This is a genomic window from Pedobacter sp. G11, from assembly GCF_003860265.1.
Taxonomy (GTDB): domain Bacteria; phylum Bacteroidota; class Bacteroidia; order Sphingobacteriales; family Sphingobacteriaceae; genus Pedobacter; species Pedobacter agri.
In genome coordinates this window covers 2,889,306-2,908,760 of sequence record NZ_CP034190.1, presented here as the reverse complement: position 1 = coordinate 2,908,760, position 19,455 = coordinate 2,889,306, and the positions used below count along the sequence as shown (strand labels likewise).

The 19,455-nt window shown below is 39.2% G+C and carries 20 protein-coding genes and 1 tRNA gene; 15 read left to right on the top strand and 6 right to left on the bottom strand.

The window, feature by feature from the left end; all coding sequences use genetic code 11:
• Positions 1-9: 9 nt before the first annotated feature.
• Positions 10-3,150: a TonB-dependent receptor gene (locus tag EA772_RS12675; protein WP_124913556.1), complete on the bottom strand. Its 3,141-nt coding sequence runs from the start codon at positions 3,148-3,150 to the stop codon at positions 10-12.
• 250 nt (positions 3,151-3,400) lie between these two features.
• Positions 3,401-4,885 carry a PLP-dependent aminotransferase family protein gene (locus EA772_RS12670; protein ID WP_124913555.1) on the bottom strand — a complete coding sequence of 495 codons (1,485 nt, stop codon included), beginning with the start codon at positions 4,883-4,885 and terminating at the stop codon, positions 3,401-3,403.
• A gap of 63 nt (positions 4,886-4,948) precedes the next feature.
• Between EA772_RS12670 and EA772_RS12665 the strand changes: the two genes are divergently transcribed.
• From EA772_RS12665 to EA772_RS12650, 4 genes are all read left to right on the top strand, one after another.
• Positions 4,949-6,814, top strand: a complete 1,866-nt coding sequence (locus EA772_RS12665) for a TonB-dependent siderophore receptor (protein ID WP_124913554.1) — start codon at positions 4,949-4,951, stop codon at positions 6,812-6,814.
• Positions 6,815-6,856: 42 nt separating this feature from the next.
• Positions 6,857-7,654, top strand: coding sequence for a type I methionyl aminopeptidase (map, locus tag EA772_RS12660; RefSeq protein WP_124913553.1), 798 nt, complete (start codon positions 6,857-6,859; stop codon positions 7,652-7,654).
• Between the two features lie 228 nt (positions 7,655-7,882).
• On the top strand, positions 7,883-8,260 hold the full coding sequence (locus EA772_RS12655) for a VOC family protein (protein ID WP_124913552.1): 378 nt from the start codon (positions 7,883-7,885) through the stop codon (positions 8,258-8,260).
• A 34-nt stretch (positions 8,261-8,294) separates the two neighbouring features.
• Positions 8,295-8,735, top strand: a complete 441-nt coding sequence (locus EA772_RS12650; RefSeq protein WP_124913551.1) for a VOC family protein — start codon at positions 8,295-8,297, stop codon at positions 8,733-8,735.
• A 231-nt stretch (positions 8,736-8,966) separates the two neighbouring features.
• Here the strand turns inward: EA772_RS12650 and EA772_RS12645 are convergent, their stop codons facing one another.
• A complete protein-coding gene (locus EA772_RS12645) occupies positions 8,967-10,220 on the bottom strand; it encodes an NAD(P)/FAD-dependent oxidoreductase (RefSeq protein ID WP_124913550.1) in 1,254 nt (417 codons plus the stop codon).
• A gap of 305 nt (positions 10,221-10,525) precedes the next feature.
• On the opposite strand from EA772_RS12645, the gene EA772_RS12640 reads away from it, so the two are divergent.
• The 4 genes from EA772_RS12640 (at position 10,526) to EA772_RS12630 (ending at position 12,002) form a co-directional block, all read left to right on the top strand.
• Positions 10,526-10,708, top strand: a complete 183-nt coding sequence (locus tag EA772_RS12640; RefSeq protein ID WP_010599434.1) for a hypothetical protein — start codon at positions 10,526-10,528, stop codon at positions 10,706-10,708.
• Positions 10,709-10,790: 82 nt separating this feature from the next.
• A complete protein-coding gene (locus tag EA772_RS12635) occupies positions 10,791-11,036 on the top strand; it encodes a DUF3253 domain-containing protein (protein ID WP_124913549.1) in 246 nt (81 codons plus the stop codon).
• 110 nt (positions 11,037-11,146) lie between these two features.
• Complete coding sequence (locus EA772_RS22080; protein WP_168187538.1) at positions 11,147-11,311, top strand: hypothetical protein; 165 nt, start codon at positions 11,147-11,149, stop codon at positions 11,309-11,311.
• 1 nt (position 11,312) lies between these two features.
• The gene (locus EA772_RS12630; protein ID WP_124913548.1) at positions 11,313-12,002 is read left to right on the top strand and encodes a type 1 glutamine amidotransferase domain-containing protein; all 690 of its coding nucleotides are present in this window, start codon (positions 11,313-11,315) and stop codon (positions 12,000-12,002) included.
• Positions 12,003-12,274: 272 nt separating this feature from the next.
• On the opposite strand, the gene EA772_RS12625 is transcribed toward EA772_RS12630, so the two are convergent.
• Positions 12,275-13,168 carry an AraC family transcriptional regulator gene (locus EA772_RS12625; protein ID WP_116169931.1) on the bottom strand — a complete coding sequence of 298 codons (894 nt, stop codon included), beginning with the start codon at positions 13,166-13,168 and terminating at the stop codon, positions 12,275-12,277.
• A 158-nt stretch (positions 13,169-13,326) separates the two neighbouring features.
• Here EA772_RS12625 and EA772_RS12620 point away from each other — a divergent pair, with 158 nt between their 5' ends.
• From EA772_RS12620 to EA772_RS12590, 7 genes are all read left to right on the top strand, one after another.
• A complete protein-coding gene (locus tag EA772_RS12620; RefSeq protein ID WP_010599430.1) occupies positions 13,327-13,782 on the top strand; it encodes a cupin domain-containing protein in 456 nt (151 codons plus the stop codon).
• A gap of 19 nt (positions 13,783-13,801) precedes the next feature.
• Positions 13,802-14,266, top strand: coding sequence for a nuclear transport factor 2 family protein (locus tag EA772_RS12615; RefSeq protein WP_124913547.1), 465 nt, complete (start codon positions 13,802-13,804; stop codon positions 14,264-14,266).
• Positions 14,267-14,276: 10 nt separating this feature from the next.
• Positions 14,277-15,350 (top strand): alpha/beta fold hydrolase, encoded by a 1,074-nt coding sequence (locus EA772_RS12610; RefSeq protein WP_124913546.1) that lies wholly within the window; start codon positions 14,277-14,279, stop codon positions 15,348-15,350.
• The gene (locus EA772_RS12605; RefSeq protein WP_124913545.1) at positions 15,347-16,078 is read left to right on the top strand and encodes a carboxymuconolactone decarboxylase family protein; all 732 of its coding nucleotides are present in this window, start codon (positions 15,347-15,349) and stop codon (positions 16,076-16,078) included. The genes EA772_RS12610 and EA772_RS12605 overlap by 4 nt, the downstream gene beginning before the upstream one ends.
• A gap of 21 nt (positions 16,079-16,099) precedes the next feature.
• Positions 16,100-16,570, top strand: coding sequence for a cupin domain-containing protein (locus tag EA772_RS12600; protein ID WP_124913544.1), 471 nt, complete (start codon positions 16,100-16,102; stop codon positions 16,568-16,570).
• A 187-nt stretch (positions 16,571-16,757) separates the two neighbouring features.
• The gene (locus tag EA772_RS12595) at positions 16,758-17,063 is read left to right on the top strand and encodes a DUF3817 domain-containing protein (RefSeq protein ID WP_124913543.1); all 306 of its coding nucleotides are present in this window, start codon (positions 16,758-16,760) and stop codon (positions 17,061-17,063) included.
• 80 nt (positions 17,064-17,143) lie between these two features.
• A tRNA-Leu gene (locus EA772_RS12590) sits at positions 17,144-17,223 on the top strand.
• A gap of 211 nt (positions 17,224-17,434) precedes the next feature.
• On the opposite strand, the gene hscB is transcribed toward EA772_RS12590, so the two are convergent.
• Together hscB and rseP are read right to left on the bottom strand one after the other, a co-directional pair.
• Complete coding sequence (hscB, locus tag EA772_RS12585; RefSeq protein ID WP_124913542.1) at positions 17,435-17,971, bottom strand: Fe-S protein assembly co-chaperone HscB; 537 nt, start codon at positions 17,969-17,971, stop codon at positions 17,435-17,437.
• Between the two features lie 82 nt (positions 17,972-18,053).
• On the bottom strand, positions 18,054-19,442 hold the full coding sequence (gene rseP, locus EA772_RS12580) for an RIP metalloprotease RseP (protein WP_124913541.1): 1,389 nt from the start codon (positions 19,440-19,442) through the stop codon (positions 18,054-18,056).
• Between the last annotated feature and the right edge of the window lie 13 nt (positions 19,443-19,455).

Genomic DNA, 19,455 nt, shown 5'->3' with positions numbered 1-19,455 from the left:
TATTTAAAATTAAAATGAGGCGTTTAATCCAAAAACCATTTGTCTGTATAATGGAAAACTGTCGTTTCCAGCTGTTTCAGGATCAATATTTTTAAGTAAATCGCTTTTAGCAAATACGAAGCTATTGTAAGCAGTGCCGTAGAATCTAATGCGGCTAAATCCAGCTTTGCTGCTAATTTTTCCAGGCAAGGTGTATCCCAGGGTAATGTTTTTTACCTTGAAATACGATCCATCTACAATTGATAAAGCACTGATGAAGGTGTTACTTAAACTCGTTCCGGTAGTTGGTCTTGGAAAATCGTTCGTAGGGTTTGAGGGTGTCCAGTAATTGTAAGTTTCAGGTTGTGCAACTGTATTCCAATAACCCAATAATTGTGCATTAATGGTTTGTCCGTAACGCATGGTCATAAATACGGTTAAGTCAAATCCTTTGTAAGCAAAAGTATTTTGTAAGCCCAAACTAAAATCTGGGGTGTTATGCCCAAGAATCATTCGATCAGAAGCTGAGTAAGGGTGTACACCATTATCGCTAACACCAGAAGCATCTGTTCTAGGTACTGTTGCTAATTTAATGTCACCAGGTTTGGCACCATATTTAGCTGCTTCAGTCTCTTCTCCTAACTGCCAGATCCCTAATTTTTTATACCCATAAATTACCGTTTGAGGCAGTTGACTTCCAACAAAAAGGTTATTGGTAATTAATGCGGTAGTGGCAACTGAATTGCCTAAATCAAGTTTGGTTAGTTCTTCTGTGGCTCTGGTAAAAGTAAATGCTGAATTCCACCTGAAATCTTTGGTATCAATATTTCGGCTATTGATGGTTAACTCAATACCTTGATTTTTTGTTTCTCCGATATTGGCATAGATAAAATATTGATTTTTCGCATCATAACCGCCATCTGTTGGTGGAAGATTTCTGGGATATAAAACCCCTTTTGATTTGGTGTGGAAATATTCTCCGGCAAAATCAACCCTTCCGTTAAACAAAGTAAAATCTAAGCCCAGGTTGAAATTGTAAGAACGTTCCCAGGTTAAGGCTTCGTTGCCTAAAGCACGATTGGTTGAATATAGCGGTAATGCTGTTGAACCGCCTAAGGTAAGCGGAAAATCTCCTGATCTGGAAGCCACCAAAGTACTGTTATTGTAAGCAGGGATGTTTGGATTTCCGGCCACACCATAACCTGCTCTCAACTTAAGATTGGTTACGTAAGCTTTGCTAAACTCCATAAATTTCTCATCACTGATGCGCCATGCAGCAGAAACAGATGGAAAAGTCGACCATTTATCGATCAGCTGAGAAACGCCATCCCAACGGTTTGAAGCCTGAAAGAGGTATTTGCCTTTGTAGCTGTAGTTAATTCTTCCGGCAAACGACATTCTATTTTGTTGCGTGTAACCCGTTGCCTTGGTGGTAGATAACGTAGCGGCAGCCAGATTATAGAATTCGTAATCATCAAATTCCAGTCCGGTACCAAAAATGAAAGAACGTTCTCCTCTTCTATCTTCGAACGAGGTAATTCCGGTTACAGTAAATTGATGGTCGTTGGCAAGCGTTAAGTTATAGTTGATGACGTTTTCCCACAAATAGTTGTAAGCGATATTGTTTTCGTAACTGGCCTCTTTTGCGGTCCTGCCTTCTGAAAGAATGTTATATGATCGCTCGTTCGCGAAAGTACCCTGTCGGTTAGCAGAAAGAGTTAAACCAAGGTTTGAACGAATAGAAAGATTTTTAACAGGCGTAAATTCTACATAAGGGTTTACGGCCAGGAAAAGGCTTTTCGTATTGTTGATGAACACACCGTCAGCATAATTGGCTATCGGACTTACTGCTGAAACACCTGTAAGTGGCAATGCATTTACTGACCCATCCGCATTGTAAGCAGCACCTAAGGGATAAACTCCGAATGCTTTATTGATACGGCTATTGGTTTGATCACCATTTCTCAGGTTTACAGTAGTTTGCAATCCGGCTTTAAAATATTTGTTAAAATTAACGTCAACACCACCACGAACATTATAGAATTTGGATTCATCACCCTGATAAATACCTTTTTCCTGAATGTAACCCAAAGACATGTAGCCTTGAACTTTTTCTGAACCCCCTCGAATTGAAATGTGGTGGTTTTGTTGTGACCCATTGCGTAAGGTTTCATCTACCCAGTCGATCCACTGATTATTATTGATGGCAGTAATTCCGGCAGCGGGTACGCCTGCATCAGTTAAGCTGGCAGGGTAACGGTTGTTGGCGGTAAAGTAACGCTCATTAACATAAGTTAACCAGGCATCACCCATCAACGCTTTTGGAAACTCTGCCCGGCCGTTAGTACCATAATAAGTATCCACATCAACCTGAACCTTTCCGGCTTTTGCCTTTTTGGTGGTAATCATAATTACCCCATTGGCACCTGCCACACCATAAATTGCGGTAGATGATGCATCTTTTAACACGTCAATGGTCTCAATATCATTTGGATTTAAGCTGTTGATATTTCCAATAATCCCATCAATCACATATAAAGGATTTTGTGAAGCGCCAGGAATTGAACCGACGGTAATTGAGCGGTTACCCCTTAATAAAACGTTCGGCGATTGACCAGATTGGCCGCTTGTACGCTGAATATCCAAACCGGCTACCCGGCCCTGTAATGCCTCCATTGGGCTACTTACCGGATTTAAAGTGATGTCTTCGCTTTTCACACTCGAAACAGCACCAGTTAAATCCTTCTTCTTCACGGTGCCATAACCTACCACCACTACATCATCAAGGTTGGCGATGTCTTCATTCATTACTATTTTAACCTCACTTTTTCCATTAACAGGAAATTCGGCTGATTTAAAACCAACCAAACTCAAAACCAACGTTTCATTACCGGTTTCAAGATTAAGGGTAAAATTTCCGTTTGCATCTGTAGCTACTGCTGCACCACCACCTTTAACTTTAACAACCACACCAGGAAGTGGACCGCCTTTCGAATCTACTACGGTTCCTTTTACCGGAAATACCTTTGTTCGTTTAATTTTCGACAAGGAAGTGGTTAGTTTTGGCGATTCCACAGCGAGAGATAAGAACGGTAGCAATGCTATCCCTCCTGCTAAGCCGAGAACTCCAAATGTCTTGAACAGACGATTGTCATGTAAATTTTTGCTCATGATTTATAATATTGGTTAGGTTTGGTTAAAAAACTTTAAAAAAACTATAACCGTTGAAAGTACAGTTATAATTTCAATCCAAAAAAAACGCATCACTTTTTTTACAAATGAAAATCGTATTCTCTGGTAAAGTTATTGACCAAACAAATCTAACTTCGGAAGGAATGTAAAGACTATATAATCTTTACAATAAGATATAGGATATTATCATAATAATAACATCCAAAATACTGATAATAAAACAATTGACTTAAGTTAGCCGCAATAAGTCATCTAATGAATCCGACAAAACGGATAGAGCTTTTTCCATTTCTTTTAAATCCATACTCCCAAAACCTAAACGACTGGCAGTTAAATTTTTATCTTGATATAATATCGTTTTAGGTAGTAACAATCCATTCTCCATGCATTTCTTACGCAGTTTGATTAAGTTAAATTGCCCAAGCCAATGCACCCATACGGCTAATCCGCGGTGCGGAATGTGAAAGTTTATCTTACCCCTAAATTTTTCGTCCAGTAGTTTTACAAAGTAATCCCGTCGTTCTTTATAATTTTTCTTATTTTTTTTTGATAGGCGGTGCACCTCTCCTTCCTGAATCCAATCGGCAAGCACTTGTTCCTTAATTACATCTACGCCCGAAGATAAAATACGCTGATGTTTTTCCAGTTCTTCAATAAAATTTGCTGGCGCTGAAACAAAACCATAACCAAAACCTGATGGCAGGGATTTTGCAAACGAACCAATATAAACCACTACATCGTTTGAATCAATTGCTGCTAATGGAAGTATCGTATTGTTATCAAAATGAAAATCAAAATCATAGTCATCTTCAACAATGATAAATCCGAAATGGCGGGCCATTTCCAGTAGCTCAATTCGTCGTTTCGCACTTAGCGCAATTGTGGTAGGATAATGAAAAACAGAAGTAAGGTAAAGTAGCCTGATGGTGTTTGATTCGCATATTTTTCTGAGCCGGACAGTATCAATACCATCCTGATCAACAGGAACTGAGATAATTTCAGCACCGCTATCCAAAATATTCATATTGGATTGGTAGTAACCTGGCGAGGCAATCACCACTTTATCGCCAGCAGAAATCAATAACTTTAGTACCAGATATAAGCCAATTTCATGATTGGTTGTGGTTAGTAAATTTGCTTCGGCAATCTTCAGTCCCCTGGTTACATTTAAATAGTTGGAAAATTGCTTTTTAAAATTCTGACGGGTTAGTTGCTGCACCTGCCCCCATACCTTCTTGTTTTTGTTCCGCTTAAGTTTAGATACATACAAACTGGCCAGCACGTCGGTATGTACCAGCCTTGCATCTGGTAAGCCATCGTTAAATTGAAGCGGCAGTTCGCTTACTTCAATCGGATCCTCAAGAATTGTAGATCGTTTGAAATTAAAATGGCTAGCAGTTGAAGCTCGAGATGCAGCTCCAATTTCCTTTTGATGCGCTTGCTTTTGACTAGACAAAATAAAAGTGCCTTTACTCGGCGAAATAGCAATAAAGCCTTGTGATTCTAAATCTTGAAAAGCTTTAATCAGCGTATTCCGGTTCACCACCAAAAGTTTACAGAGAATTCGGGTACCTGGAAGCTTTGTGCCTTCGGGTAACAAACCGAGTTGTATGGATTTAATAAATTCAAATACAATTTGTAGATATATTGGTGTTGAGGCACTTGAATCAAGTTGAATAAAACTTTTGAAGGGAATTTGAACCGGACTATCCATTATATTTAAACTGGTATACTTTAGTGGTACGGCAAGATACTACTTTTGCAAAAAAATTAACAAGTGAGAAAATTTTATTTTGCCATGATGATGTTTTTGAGCGCTAATTTATATGCGCAGCAGAAACAAGATACAGTAATTAAGATCAATGATGTGGTGATCACCGAAAACGGTTTCAAAACACCAATCTCCAAACAAAACAGAAATGTTTACATCATTGATAGGGAAATGATCGCCAAATTGCCTGCCCGCAGCATTCAGGAATTATTGCAATATGCAAACGGGGTTGATTTAAGGCAAAGAGGCCCGTTTGGCGCACAGGCCGACATTAGTATTGATGGTGGAAGTTTTGAGCAAACCGTGGTACTGTTAAACGGAACCAAAATAATCGATAGCCAGACAGCACACAATATGTTAAACCTCCCGATTCCGATTGAAGCGATTGAAAGAATCGAAGTGGTACGCGGGCCGGCAGCAAGAATATATGGTATTAATAGTTTAACAGGCGCCATCAATATCATCACCAAAAGACCAGCTAAATCAGGTGTACTGGTTGATGCACATACAGGCTCCAACTTTGAAAAAGATACAGAAGGAACAGGAAAAACCTTTTATAATGGTGGTGTTCAGTTAGGCGGAGTGCTTGCCAAAGAAAAACAGCAACATTCGCTTTTTGGTTCGCATGATCAGAGCAATGGTTATCGCTTCAACACACAGTTTGAAAACACCAAATTGCTTTATCAGGGAAATTTTCAGTTTGATGATTTGAACGAGCTAAATGCTTCTTTTGGTTATACCAAAAACGAATTCGGAGCCAATGGATTTTACGCCGCTCCGGGAGACAAAAATTCTATTGAAACTGTACAAACTACCTTGGCTGCTATTCAATCCAAACATATTTTATCAAATCGCTGGACATTGTTGCCACGTTTAAGTTACCGATATAATTTTGATAACTACCGTTACTTTGGCAACGTAAATCCGAATGCCGGTGTAAGCAAACATAGTACAAATTCATTAGCGGCCGAAGTAACCAGCACTTATAAAACCAACGATGGTGAATTAGGCTTTGGTGCCGAAATTAGAAGTGAAGACATCAATTCATCAAATATTGGCAATCATCGCCGTGAAAACGCTGGTTTCTATGCTCAATACCGCACAAGTTTTTTTGAGAAATTAAATGTAAATGCTGGCGCCTACCTCAATTACAACTCTTCATATAAATGGCAAATTTATCCGGGTATCGATGCCAGTTATGCGCTTACAGATGAATTTAAGTTGATCGGTAGCCTCGGAACCAGCCAGCGTATTCCTTCATTTACCGATTTGTACCTCAACCAACGCCCCGGGAATATTGGCAACCCTGATGTGAAGCCAGAAAATGCTTTCCAAAGTGAAATTGGCTTAAAGTTTATGCAACGACAACTAACATTCAACACCAGCTTTTTTTATAGAAGCATTGACAACTTTATTGATTGGACCAGACTGGTGGCCACCGAACCTTTCCAGGCAAACAACGTAGGTTCGATGATTACCCCGGGAATAAATTTCCGTTCAAACTATGGCGTTGATATCAATGATTACGCGAAGTTCAATATTAATTTAGCTTACTCCTACCTCGATTCGAGATTTAAAAACATGACGCAGGTATTGGCGTCAAAGTATCAGCTTTCTGCGTTGAAACACCAGGTGACCAATACCCTTGATTTTAAATATCACAATTTTTCTGTGTTACTGGCAACCCGGTTTAACCAGCGTATGACCAGTAAATCTTACTGGATCAATGATTTTAGATTAAGCCAGGCTATCGATAAATTCACTATTTATTTAGATGCACAAAATATTTTCGATACGCAATATTTCGAAATCGGTGCCATTCCGCTTCCTTCGCGTTGGTTTAGTTTGGGTGTAAAATTTGTAACGCTTTAAATGCACTAAGCAATTAAAAAACTAATTCGTAATTTTGCGGCAATGATTTTCTACAAAACTGACGAACAAGTGGAACTGATGCGAATCAGTGCACTTTTGGTAAGCGAAACCCTATCTGAAATCGCTAAAATATTACGCCCAGGTTTGGCCACCATTGAAATTGACAAACTTGCCAATGAATTTATTTTAGATCATGGCGCCGTGCCATCTTTCTACAATTATAGTGGTTTCCCTCATCATATCATTACCTCAGTAAACGATGTAGTGGTTCACGGTTTTCCTGGTAAAGAAATATTGAAAGATGGCGATATCATTTCTGTGGATGTGGGTGTGATTAAAAATGAATACCATGGCGACCATGCTTATACATTTATCATCGGCGAAGCAAGCAAAGAAATTGTTGATTTGGTTAGAACTACTAAAGAATCGCTTTTTGTGGGCATAAACGAAGCGGTGGTTGGAAAAAGACTAGGCGATATCGGTTTTGCCATTCAAAATCATAATGAAAAGCAAGGTTATGGCGTGGTACGTGATTTTGTTGGTCATGGCTTGGGTAAAAGCATGCACGAAGATCCGCAAGTGCCTAACTATGGAAAAAGAGGTTCTGGTTTGATGCTTAAAGAAAACCTGGTTTTAGCCATCGAACCAATGATTAATATGGGTAAAAAAGATGTTTATATCGAAAAAGATGGATGGACGGTAAGAACTAAGGATGGCAAACCTTCTGTTCATTTTGAACATGATGTCTGTGTGAAGAAGGGCAAAGCATTAATTTTATCTGATTATACACCCATTGAGGCCGCAGAAAAAAGCAATCCAAATCTGAAATCAGATTACTAGAATTATAAAAGATAACTGTTAAATCGAAGCGCTAACCCAGATAGGTTGGCGCTTTTGTTTTTGATTCACTTGCGTTTATTCACATTGTAGTTTTAGCATCAATAATTCTAAACCTGGAATCTGCTGGCGCTTACTTGTGCTAACCCTTGCTTGCTCATTCAAACAAAAATTGGAATACAAACACTAATTTGTTAATTTGGCTTTGAAACCAAATCCTGAAAACTATTTATGAGTAATTTAAATTTAGGCGCATTTTGCATGAGCCTTACAGTGAAAGACATCCACGCTTCCAAAGCATTTTACGAAAAACTGGGCTTTGTTGAAACTGGGGGCAACATCAATCAGAACTGGATTGTGTTAAGAAATGAGGATAAGGTAATCGGCCTTTTTCAGGGTATGTTCGATAAAAATATGCTCACGTTTAATCCTGGCTGGGATCAGCAGGCACAGCCCACAGCAGAATTTACAGATGTTCGTGAGATCGCCAAGCAACTCAAGGCTAATGGTCTGGAACTAAATGAAACCCCTAAAGGTGAAAGTGGACCAGCTTATATTACCTTAACTGATCCGGATGGAAACCCAGTATTAATCGATCAACACCGTTAGACTTAACTGAAACTTAAATTAACAACAAACAATAATGGCAACAACAAACACTTACTTAAATTTCAATGGAAATTGTGAGGAAGCATTCAATTTCTATAAATCGGTATTCGGAGGGGAATTCACTTACATTGGTCGCTTTGGTGATGTACCTGAAAGTGATGACTATAAAGTTCCGGAAGGCGACAAAAATAAAGTAATGCATGTTTCACTACCTACTGGCGCTTCAGTGTTAATGGGCAGCGACAATAGCGAACAATATGAATCATCATTTGTAAAAGGCAATAATTTTTCGGTTTCTATTGATGCTGAAAGTAAAGATGAAGCAGATAAACTATTTAGTGGCCTTTCAGCCGGAGGACAGGTAACCATGCCTCTGGCCGATACCTTCTGGGGTGCATACTTTGGCATGTTCACAGATAAATTCGGTATCAATTGGATGGTAAATTACGATGATCCCGCTAAAATGCAACACTAGAATTTGACACGTAGAGAGGCTGTGAATTCATTGACAGCCTCTCAACTTAAAGTAGAAACGTTTTCTGGTTTAATGAAACCATCATTGTAATTATTTCAACGCAAACGTTTGATCTCGTGATAGATTTGCCTTTTACGATCAGTTGAATAGCTAACCTTAAGGCGTAGTTAGTAAAATTTCAACTATCTTCTCGTGATGATCTATTACAAGTAGCACATTCATAAAAAAAAATTAATCTTTCTTATCCGGTCGGATGATCAATCTCAATGTTGGATCATTTGTGATAAAACTCCAAAGCCAGTTAAATGCTAATTTTGCCTTATTTCTGAAGCCCGCAATCGGGATAATGTGAATAAATAACCAAACCAGCCAGGCAAAAAAACCTTTAAAAAAGCCTTTCGGCAAATCGACAACGGCCTTAAATTTTGCAATAATAGCCATAGAACCTTTATCGTTATATTTAAAAGGCTCCATCATTTTGCCTAGAGCTACATTAATTAGGTTTTCGCCCAACAAATCACCTTGTTGAATTGCAACCTGCGCCAGTTGAGGATGTCCATTTGCAAACTTTACATCGCTAAGCTGCAAACACTGATCGCCAATGGCATACACATCATCTAGTCCGTTCACTTTATTATGAGCATCTACTAAAATCCTTCGCCCCTTTCCAACAGCATCTTTTGGAACCCCTTCTACTGCCCTTGCCATTACACCCGAAGCCCATATTAAAGTTGCTGCTTCAATTTTTGATCCGTCAGACAATGAAACTTCTTTTCCATCATAACCCTGAACCAGCCGATCCAGCAATATCTCTACACCTAAATTTTTCAATACTTTAATCGCTTCATTCTGGCTTTTTTGGCTCATCGGTGCAAGCAGCGTTTTCAAACCATCTACCAGGTAAATTTTACCCAATCTGAAATTAGCTTCCGGATAATCTTTGGTTAAAATATTTCTACCCATTTCGGCCATCATGCCGGCAAGCTCTACGCCTGTCGGTCCACCACCAGCGATTACAATATTTGAAAGTCTTGTTTTCTCTGCCGCACTTTCAGCACGAACAGCTTTTTCCAGTTGAAGCAGGATGTGGTTACGCATTTCTACAGCATCCTCTATGCTCTTCATCGGCAAGGCATTTTTACTAATCTCCTCATTACCAAAGTAATTGGTTTCAGCACCCATAGCCAATACCAATACATCATAATCCAGCGAACCACTGCTCGTCACAATTTTTTTCTGCTCCGGAAGAAGTTCCTGAAATTCTCCCATAAAAAAACGTATCCCTTTTTCCTGAAATAACTTTCGAAAAGGATAGCTGATATTGGATGGTTCGATAAATGCAGTAGCCACCTGATAAAGTAATGGCGGAAAAAAATGGTAATTATGCTGATCAACCAGGGTAACCTGATGGGATGATGATTTGGAAAGTTTTTTAGCAATGTTGAGGCCTGCAAATCCGCCTCCTATAATCACAACTTTTTTCATTTTATCTACTATTGATGAGTCTGGAAGATCTAAAATTCTTCTTACTGTTTGTTCAGTACATTATCAACCCCTTCCACAAGAGAATGTTTTATCGGTCGACTTATTAATTACAATTCAGACATCGAAATTACTTTTCAAGCAAAAAAATGTTTGAATGATTAAAGTTTAGTGCGAAAGAACAGTGGTCATCATCCTAACGTACAGAAATAGTAACAGGTTTATAAATTTTTCGATAGATGTCTCCAACTTCTATCGCAATCAGTTTTATTTCAATTAACTGGCTTGTCTTTTGCTAAACGTTTGCTATGAAAGTATTAATTGAAGCAACCATCGAAAATTTTAACGATTTGATCACCGCAATCGAATCCAATTCAAACCTGGCCGACGTGAAAAATCAGCTGGAAACTGCAATAGCCATGCAGGATCATGATCCCTCAAAAGAAGTTCCTAAGGAAGGTGACCATCCAATCATTGACCGTTTCGAATAATTGAACAACTGTTTTTGCATTAATCAACAAAAGCTGAATCGTTTCCTGTACGATACTAACATTGAATTCCCTGTTCAACTATATGCAGAACAATACCGCTATCACCGCAAAAATCCTTTCAGTCGCTACCCAACGTGGTACTGAAAAGACGACTTGTCCTTCTGAAATTGCCAGGATGCTGTTCCCTGAAAACTGGCGTGCTCACATGGGAGAAGTTGTAGAGGCATCTATTGGCTTGCATCATCAGGGAAAGGTGCTGATCACCCAAAAAGGATTACCCGTCGACGTCAATCACATCAAGGGGCCCATTCGCATTAAAATCGTTTGAGATAAAACAATAGCTTTTATTGGTTTACTTTAATATCTGATCCAAATCTCAGGCGTAATTACATCGAACCTTTATCATTATCTGATGTTGTGTGTTAAATGATATACACCATGAAAGATCCAAAAGACAAAGAACAAAAAGATCAGGCAGATTCGAAAGAACAGGAGAAAACTTCGACCCAGGAGAATTATGCTGATAATAATGCCAATCATTGGGATCCGCATCAGTCGGTAGATGAGGAAGGCAATGAACTAAGTGCTGATGATGTAAAATAATATGGCGGATAAAAATATTTTAATGGTACTAACTTCTCATAGTGAGATGGAAAATACCGATAGCAAAACCGGAGTATGGCTAGGTGAGTTTACCGACCCCTATTATGAGTTTATTGATGCAGGTTATACCGTTACCCTTAGTAGCCCTAAAGGTGGCAGGCCACCGGTCGACCCCATGAGTGAACTTACGGAACATATTACAGGTGCCAACCGCAGGTTTGGCGACGACGAAATAGCCAAACATGCATTTTCGCACACTATTCCGCTCAACCAGCTTGCAGCTGAGGTTTATGATGCCGTTTTTTATCCGGGTGGACATGGCCCAATCTGGGATCTCGCAAAAGATAACAACAGCGGACTTTTGATTCTGGAGTTTCTGGATTCAGGCAAGCCTGTTGCTTTGGTTTGTCATGGACCTGCTGCCTTAATCAGTGTAGAAAATCAACGTCAGGGGTGGTTACAGAACAAACGTATTGCTGCTTTTAGCAATACTGAAGAAACTTTGGTGGGCCGTAGCGGAAATGTACCTTATTTATTGCAAACCAAATTAGAGGAACTGGGCGCTGAAGTAAAAACAGCATTGGTTCCTTTTCTTTCACATATTGAAGTTGATGGTTTGCTGGTTACCGGACAAAATCCTCTATCAGCTGGCCCGGCAGCGAAGGCACTAATACAATTGTTGCAAGCTTAAGCTTTCAGTAAACTTAAACGATGAGCAAAGCCGTCTGCTGTTTGTGCGGGGCTCGACAATTATACTGAACATTTACTACGCAAGTATATGCTAAATATACTTGCCAGCTATTCAAAACCCTCACCGCATCATTGTGGTGAGGGTTTTGAATGACGACGCTGCTACTAAAGTTGGAAAATAATGGTCTATCGCTCAAATTAAGGGGCATTCAATCTGACTTGACTGATGAATCACATAAAACAGTAATGGGAATATCAGATGCACTTAAGTTACTAGTTTATACTTCTATATTCTTTTGGAGTATGCCCTACCCGTTTTTTAAAAAGCCTGATGAAATGTTGTGGATATTTAAATCCCAGTTCATAGGCAATCTCGCTAACGGTTTTGCTATGATCGAAGATTTTCTTTTTGGCTACATCGATAATTTTGTTTTGGATATACTCTTGTGCAGATTTACCGGTTTCCTTTTTAATCAAGTCTCCAAAGTAATTCGCTGAAAGATGCATTTCATCAGCGCAATAGGCAACTGAGGGCAATCCAATGGTATAAGGCTTCTCTGAGGTAAAATAGCCATTTAAAAAATTCTCAAAGCGTTCTAAAATCCCCTTATTAAGATCATCTCTGGTGATAAACTGCCTGTCGTAGAAACGATCGCAATAGTTCAGGAACAATTCAACGTTTGAGGTAATCAGCTTTTTACTGTGCTTATCAATCGGTCGTTTTAGCTCATATTCTATTTTATCAAAACAATCCATGATAATTTTTCGCTCCTGATCTGATAAATGCAAGGCTTCGTTTACGGCATAAGAAAAGAAATGATAATCGTCTATATTTCTCGCCAACGACGTACCATTTAGCAAATCGGGATGAAAAACAAGCGCCGTTCCCTGAGGCTGATAATACTCATCTTTATGGTCGCCAATTACCTGCCCAGGTGCTAAAAATATCAATGTACCTTGTTCATAATCATAGTTATTTAAACCATATCTTAGATCACCACATTTAATTTGCTTTAAAAAAATTGTGTAAAAATCATATTGCAACCGCCTGAATTGACGGGGGGCTGCATTTTCAAGATGTACAACACTAATTAGAGGATGTAAAGTCTCCTGATTATTAAAATCATTGTACTCACTTATTTTCTTGAAGTTTACAATTTGTTCCATGTGCTCGTTTCTTACTCAAAAATAAACAATCGGACTCCACTTTTTTCATATCTATCATCCAATCAGTAATATTGGTTATAAATACAGGAATCCATCTACCCTCATCATGGTTAGGTATGCTGAAATTTGGAACATCACTAACATTATATAATAAATTTATGAAAAATGTATTTTATCTGTTTCTTTTAATGATGTTGGCCAAAAGTGGCCTGGCTCAGGAAACTCCGATATTCCCACGAGGAGAAATTTCAAAAACGAACAATCATACCGGCGATGTATGGCTTACCGAACTGAATAAAGCGGATAGTGTAATTGATTGTGCTTTGGCAACTGCAACCTTTGCGCCGGGAGCAAAGCTGGATTGGCACATCCACCCGGCCGGACAGATTTTAATAATTACGGAAGGAACAGGATACTACCAGGAAAAAGGAAAAGCTATTCAGGTGGTGCACAAAGGAGATATAATCAAATGTGTTCCAGGCGTACCGCATTGGCATGGAGCTTCGCCTAAAAGCATCTTTAGTTACATTGCTGCAAGTACAAACGGCGCAAAAAATAAAACCGTTTGGCTACAAAGGGTAAGCGATGCAGAATACAACAATTTAAAACAATAATCACCTAACACCTAAACTCATGAAAACTTTAATTTTTGGATTACTACTCATCGGCTTAACTCAAATATCAACAGCGCAAACGCAAAGCCAACCGATTAAAACGCCTACAACGACAGAACAGGAAATCTTAAATCTTTCAAAAGAGAAATGGGTTTGGATGGCTGACAAAAATGTAACTGCTTTAGAAAAACTATTTGACGAACAATCGGTATTTGTGCACATGGGTGGAAGCTGGGGAAAAGACCGCGAAATAAGTGTAATTAAAGGTGGAGGCATCTGGTACAAAAAAGCAGAAGTACATGAGGCTTCTGTAAAAATAATCGAAAACACCGCGATACTTTTGAATAGAATTACCTTACTTGCAGTGGTTGGCGGCAATGAGGTTACCAATCCGTTCATTGTAACCGAAGTTTATGTTAAAAAAGGTGGGAGCTGGAAAATGGGTTCACTTTCCTTCACCAAGATTAACCAGCCTGCAAGATAGCTGATCAATTATGAAAAAACCATTTAAAATTTATTTTAGCTCAATTTGCTTGCTGATCATGGGTTATACCTCATCGTATGCCCAGAAGAAATTTAATCAAAAACCACTGGTAATTGTTGATCAGGGTGCCTTTTCTTCCGGTGGTTCGGTTATAAAAAGTGATGGTGTATTTGATGCACTTAAACCGTGGAACGTACCGCAAGGCGGACAAACCCGACATGGTGATCATGCCGACGTGTTCTACCAGATTCCTCAAAGAGCAAAAAAAAATGCAATGGTTTTTCTTCACGGTTATGGGCAAAGCAGGCGAAGCTGGCAAACTACTGCCGATGGAAGAGAAGGATTTTCTGATTTATTTTTAAGAAAGGGCTATAGTACCTACCTCGTTGATCAGCCTGGACGCGGTGCCGCGGGCCAGACCACAAAACCCGCACAAGTTACAGCCGTTCCTGACGATCAAACCTGGTACACGCAGTTTCGCATTGGTCTTTATCCGGCATTTAATGCTGGAATTCAATTCCCTAAAGATAGTTTATCAATGGATAAATTTTTTCGTATGATGACTCCGAATACTGGCAGTGTAGATGAATCAATGGTGGTAAATGCAATGTCATCAGTTTTTGATCAGTCTGGAGACGGGATTTTGTTCACGCATTCTGCAGGTGGTGCTCCCGGCTGGAAAACGGCAATCAAAAATGAACATGTAAAGGCGATTGTTGCAATTGAGCCGGGTGGATTTGCCTTTCCTGAAGGTGAAGTACCCGAAGGAAATAGAGGTGGCAAAGGATTGCCGCTAAACGAGTTTATGAAGTTGACCAAAATCCCTATTGTAGTTTATTTTGGTGATTTCATCCCCAAAGAGAATACCAATGCAGCGTCATTAAATTTTTGGCGAGGAGTTCTGGCTACCGGACGACAATGGGCTAAAGTTGTCAACGCACACGGCGGCGATGTAACTATTGTCCATTTACCCGAAATTGGAATTAAAGGCAATACCCACTTTATTATGTCTGATTTAAACAACAAGGAAATAGCGGAGGTAATTGCAAAATGGTTGCACGACAAAAAACTTGATCAAAAATGAAAAAATTAATCATCGTAATATTTTTTTTAATGGGTTTTATGGGCTTTAGCCCTGCAAAGGAGAAACCGTTAAGCAAAACATTAACCATCAAGCAACAAAAACTTATTATCATCTCAGCGTTGACAGCAAAGGGAGATTTGATACCTCTTAAAAAACAACTTGCCGCCGGGCTTCAGGCCGGATTAACTGTAAATGAAATTAAGGAAACACTTGTTCACCTTTATGCCTATTGTGGATTTCCGAGAAGCATCCGCGGATTGCAAACTTTTATGGTGGTGCTTGACGAGCGCAAAAAACAAGGTATCAAAGAGAACCTGGGCAAACAGGCTACTCCTATTCATGATGATAGGAGTAAATTTGAAAGAGGTAAATCAGTATTGGAGACACTTACGGGTGCATCGCAAGACGGGCCAAAAGCCGGATACGCTGCTTTTTCCCCTGAAATTGAAATCTTTCTTAAAGAACATCTCTTCGCTGATATTTTTGAAAGAGATATACTGAGTTTTGCAGACCGGGAATTGATCACCGTATCCGTTTTAAGCAGTATTGGAGGTGTGGAACCTATGCTAAATTCGCATTTCGGAATCTGTTTAAATCTGGGGATCACTCCCGAGCAGTTGCGTCAGTTTATTACCATCATTGGAAATGAAATAGGCAGAAAAGACGCAGAGAAAGCTAATGTTGTTTTAACGGCGATCTTGAACAGCAAAAAGCAAATACCTAACTAATAACAATTGCTTCATATTATCATGATTAAAAATAATCTAAAAAACCTGGCAGTTTTACTATTCATGTTTACAGCAGCCTGTAAAGAGGGTGAACAAACAAAATATACGAGTAATTTACTTTTCCCTCAGGGAGATAAAAATACCAATAGCAATTTTAAAGGCGATGTTTGGGTGAAATCTCTGGTAGATCCGGATAGTTTAAATGAAAACGCAGTAGGCAATGTAACTTTTGCCGCCGGAGCGAGGAGCAACTGGCATACGCATCCTGCGGGGCAAATTTTACTTGTAACTGAGGGTGTTGGCTATTACCAGGAAAAGGGAAAAGCTAAAATAGTATTGCGCAAAGGAGATAGCATAAAGTGCCCGCCAAATCTGGCGCATTGGCACGGAGCCAGTCCGGATACATCATTTGTCCAAATTGCCATCACTGGTAGACAGCACGGGCCAACAAAATGGCTGGAGCCGGTATCGGATGCGGATTACAGGAATTAATACTGTTCATCCTGCTCAAAAAAGATTTCGCTAACGTAGTTATCCAGCTCATCAAAAAGAAAATAAATAGCGCATGATTAATTGGGGATTATTGAAATCTACTGATGCAACACCCAATTGTAAAATCATTTTTTAGTTTTTGAAGGCTATTCGTTTTCTATTACTTTCGGAAAAAAAAATCAGATACATGAGTTCACTAGCTATATTCCGCAAAGTTGCAGTTGCAGAAGGAGTTTCTTATTTGCTGCTTCTCTTTGTAGCCATGCCTTTAAAATATTTTGCCGATATGCCATTATATGTGAAATATACGGGTTGGTCGCATGGTTTACTATTTGTGCTATATGCTGCAACTCTGGTATTGGCATGGCAGGAACAAAAATGGAAATTTGGCAAAGCGGTATTGATTTTCTTAGCCTCACTTTTACCTTTTGCACCCTTCATTGTCGATAAAAAATTGAAGGATGAGCGTCCTGAAAATGCAAAATCCATATAATAAATGGGTTACGAATTATTTTAAAATAATTTTGTGATTTTGCCAAGTGTTACATACATTTGCAACCCCGTCCAACAGATGCCCGGATGGCGGAATTGGTAGACGCGCTGGTCTCAAACACCTGTGGGAAACCGTGCCGGTTCGACTCCGGCTCCGGGTACGAAGCCTCATTACGTAAGTAGTGAGGCTTTTTTTATTCCTTTCTCCATTACTTTCGTACTTATACCCGATGAAGATGGTATCACAATAGTTCGCCTAATTCTTATGGCATCCCTATCCGAGTTCTATTGCATCTCCAAGGCATGATGATTGCATTTTAAGGCATATTTTAAAACACGATCATGCAACTGCGGCTACGCTGCGAATTTTAGCTAAGCTTTTGGCAAACGTTCTCTGATTCGGGCAATATATTTTTGGCGATAGAACAGATCTTTGATAACAGGAAATAATTCTTCCGATGCATCTGGATGTTGATCATGCTGCAATTGTAAATCCCTTAGTTCATCTTCGAGCTGTTTTTCAATCGCATCAACCTCATTTTTTACCTGAGCTAATTTTTGCGCATCGGGTTCAAATTCCAAATCCATCAAAGCCTCGTTTACATCCATCATCTCCATTAAAAATGATTGCGGCAATTGGTAACCTTCATCTGTTGCAACAATACCTTTTAGCTCCAGTACATATTTTAAGCGCTTGTTTGCGTTGCTTAAGGTTTGGTAAGCCTTATTGTTAAGTGTAGACAAGTGTAAAACCTCCTCCTGCTTCTCTTCACTTTCATTGGCATAAAAATCAGGATGAAACTTTTTGCTCAAGGCATAAAATTTTGCTTTAATAGCATTTTGATCTGGATTGAACTGAACCGGTAATTCGTAAAACTCGAAATAGTTTGCTTGTTTCTCTTCACTCATGAGGGATATCAATTAAAAAGCCGCAGCTGCAAAGATTGAAATAGCCAATCTATACAGCTGCGGCAATATTATAAATTTGGTTTTACTTACCGAAAGATTTTAAAATATCATTACCAAAAGCAAACACCATCAGGCAAATCAAGATCACAAAACCTACAATTTGAGCCTTCTCCAGCACTTTTTCGCTTACCGGCTTACGTTGCACCATTTCGATTAATAGAAACACTACGTGGCCTCCATCTAAGCCTGGAATTGGCAACAAGTTCATAAAAGCCAGTGCCATTGAGATTAATCCGGTCAAAGTCCAGAATTTAACCCAGTCGAATGTCGATCCATAAACTTTTGCAATACCTATCGGGCTACTGATGTTACGGGCACTTAGCTTTCCTGTTATCATTTTACCGATGCCCTTAGCATTATCTAAAAACGTGCTCCAGGCCATCGTTGCACCAATTGGCAACGATTCTGCAAAACCAAATTCAACATGAGCGGTCTCCGGCATTTTAAAATTAGGGGCAATTCCAATCGTTCCTTCCTTGCCTACCAGCACATCAAAATTAATTTCCTTTCCTTTACGCAGTGCATTAATGGTAATTTGCCTGTTTTTATTTTGCGATACTTCTTCTTTAAACTGATCGAAGAAAGTAACCGGTTTTCCATTTACAGCCAAAATGCTATCCCCTGGTTTTATTCCTGCAGCATAGGCTGGATAAACAGGTTTAACATACGGTCTTCCAAATATTTTATCAAAGAATGATTGCTGATCAGTCTTTTCATCGGGCGCCAAAACAGTGGCTACACTGGCCATCCGGTAACGCGGAGCAATGAAATTTTCCTTATCATTTTTTGATAGTTTGTTTAAGATCGTATCCGGAACCGAAATATAAAGCGTTTGGTTCCCTCTTAAAATGGTTAGTTGGGCACCATCAAACAAAACCTTACTTGAAATGGCATCCTCAAATTTGATTAACTTACTTCCATTAATGGCTAAAATACGATCTCCGTTTTTAAGTCCGATCTCTTTACCAATATTACCTACGGAGATTCCATCAGTTAATTTTCCATTTACAGTATAATTCTGACCATATTTAAATGTAAGCATCCAGAAAATAATGATACCTACAATTACGTTGACGATAATACCGCCAAGCATAACAATTAAACGCTGCCAGGCTGGTTTTGAACGAAATTCCCAGGGTTGTGCCGGTTGTGCCATTTGCTCGGTATCCATACTTTCATCAATCATCCCGGCAATTTTAACGTAACCACCCAGCGGCAGCCATCCCACACCATATTCAACATCTCCTTTTTTAAAACTAAATAGTTTAAATCCCCAGGCATCAAAGAATAAATAAAACTTCTCTACTTTAATCCCAAATGCCCTGGCTGCCAAGAAATGCCCTAATTCGTGTAATATTACCAATAAAGACAATCCGAGCAACAGCTGCCCCGCCATAATCAATCCATTCATATGCTATTCTAAA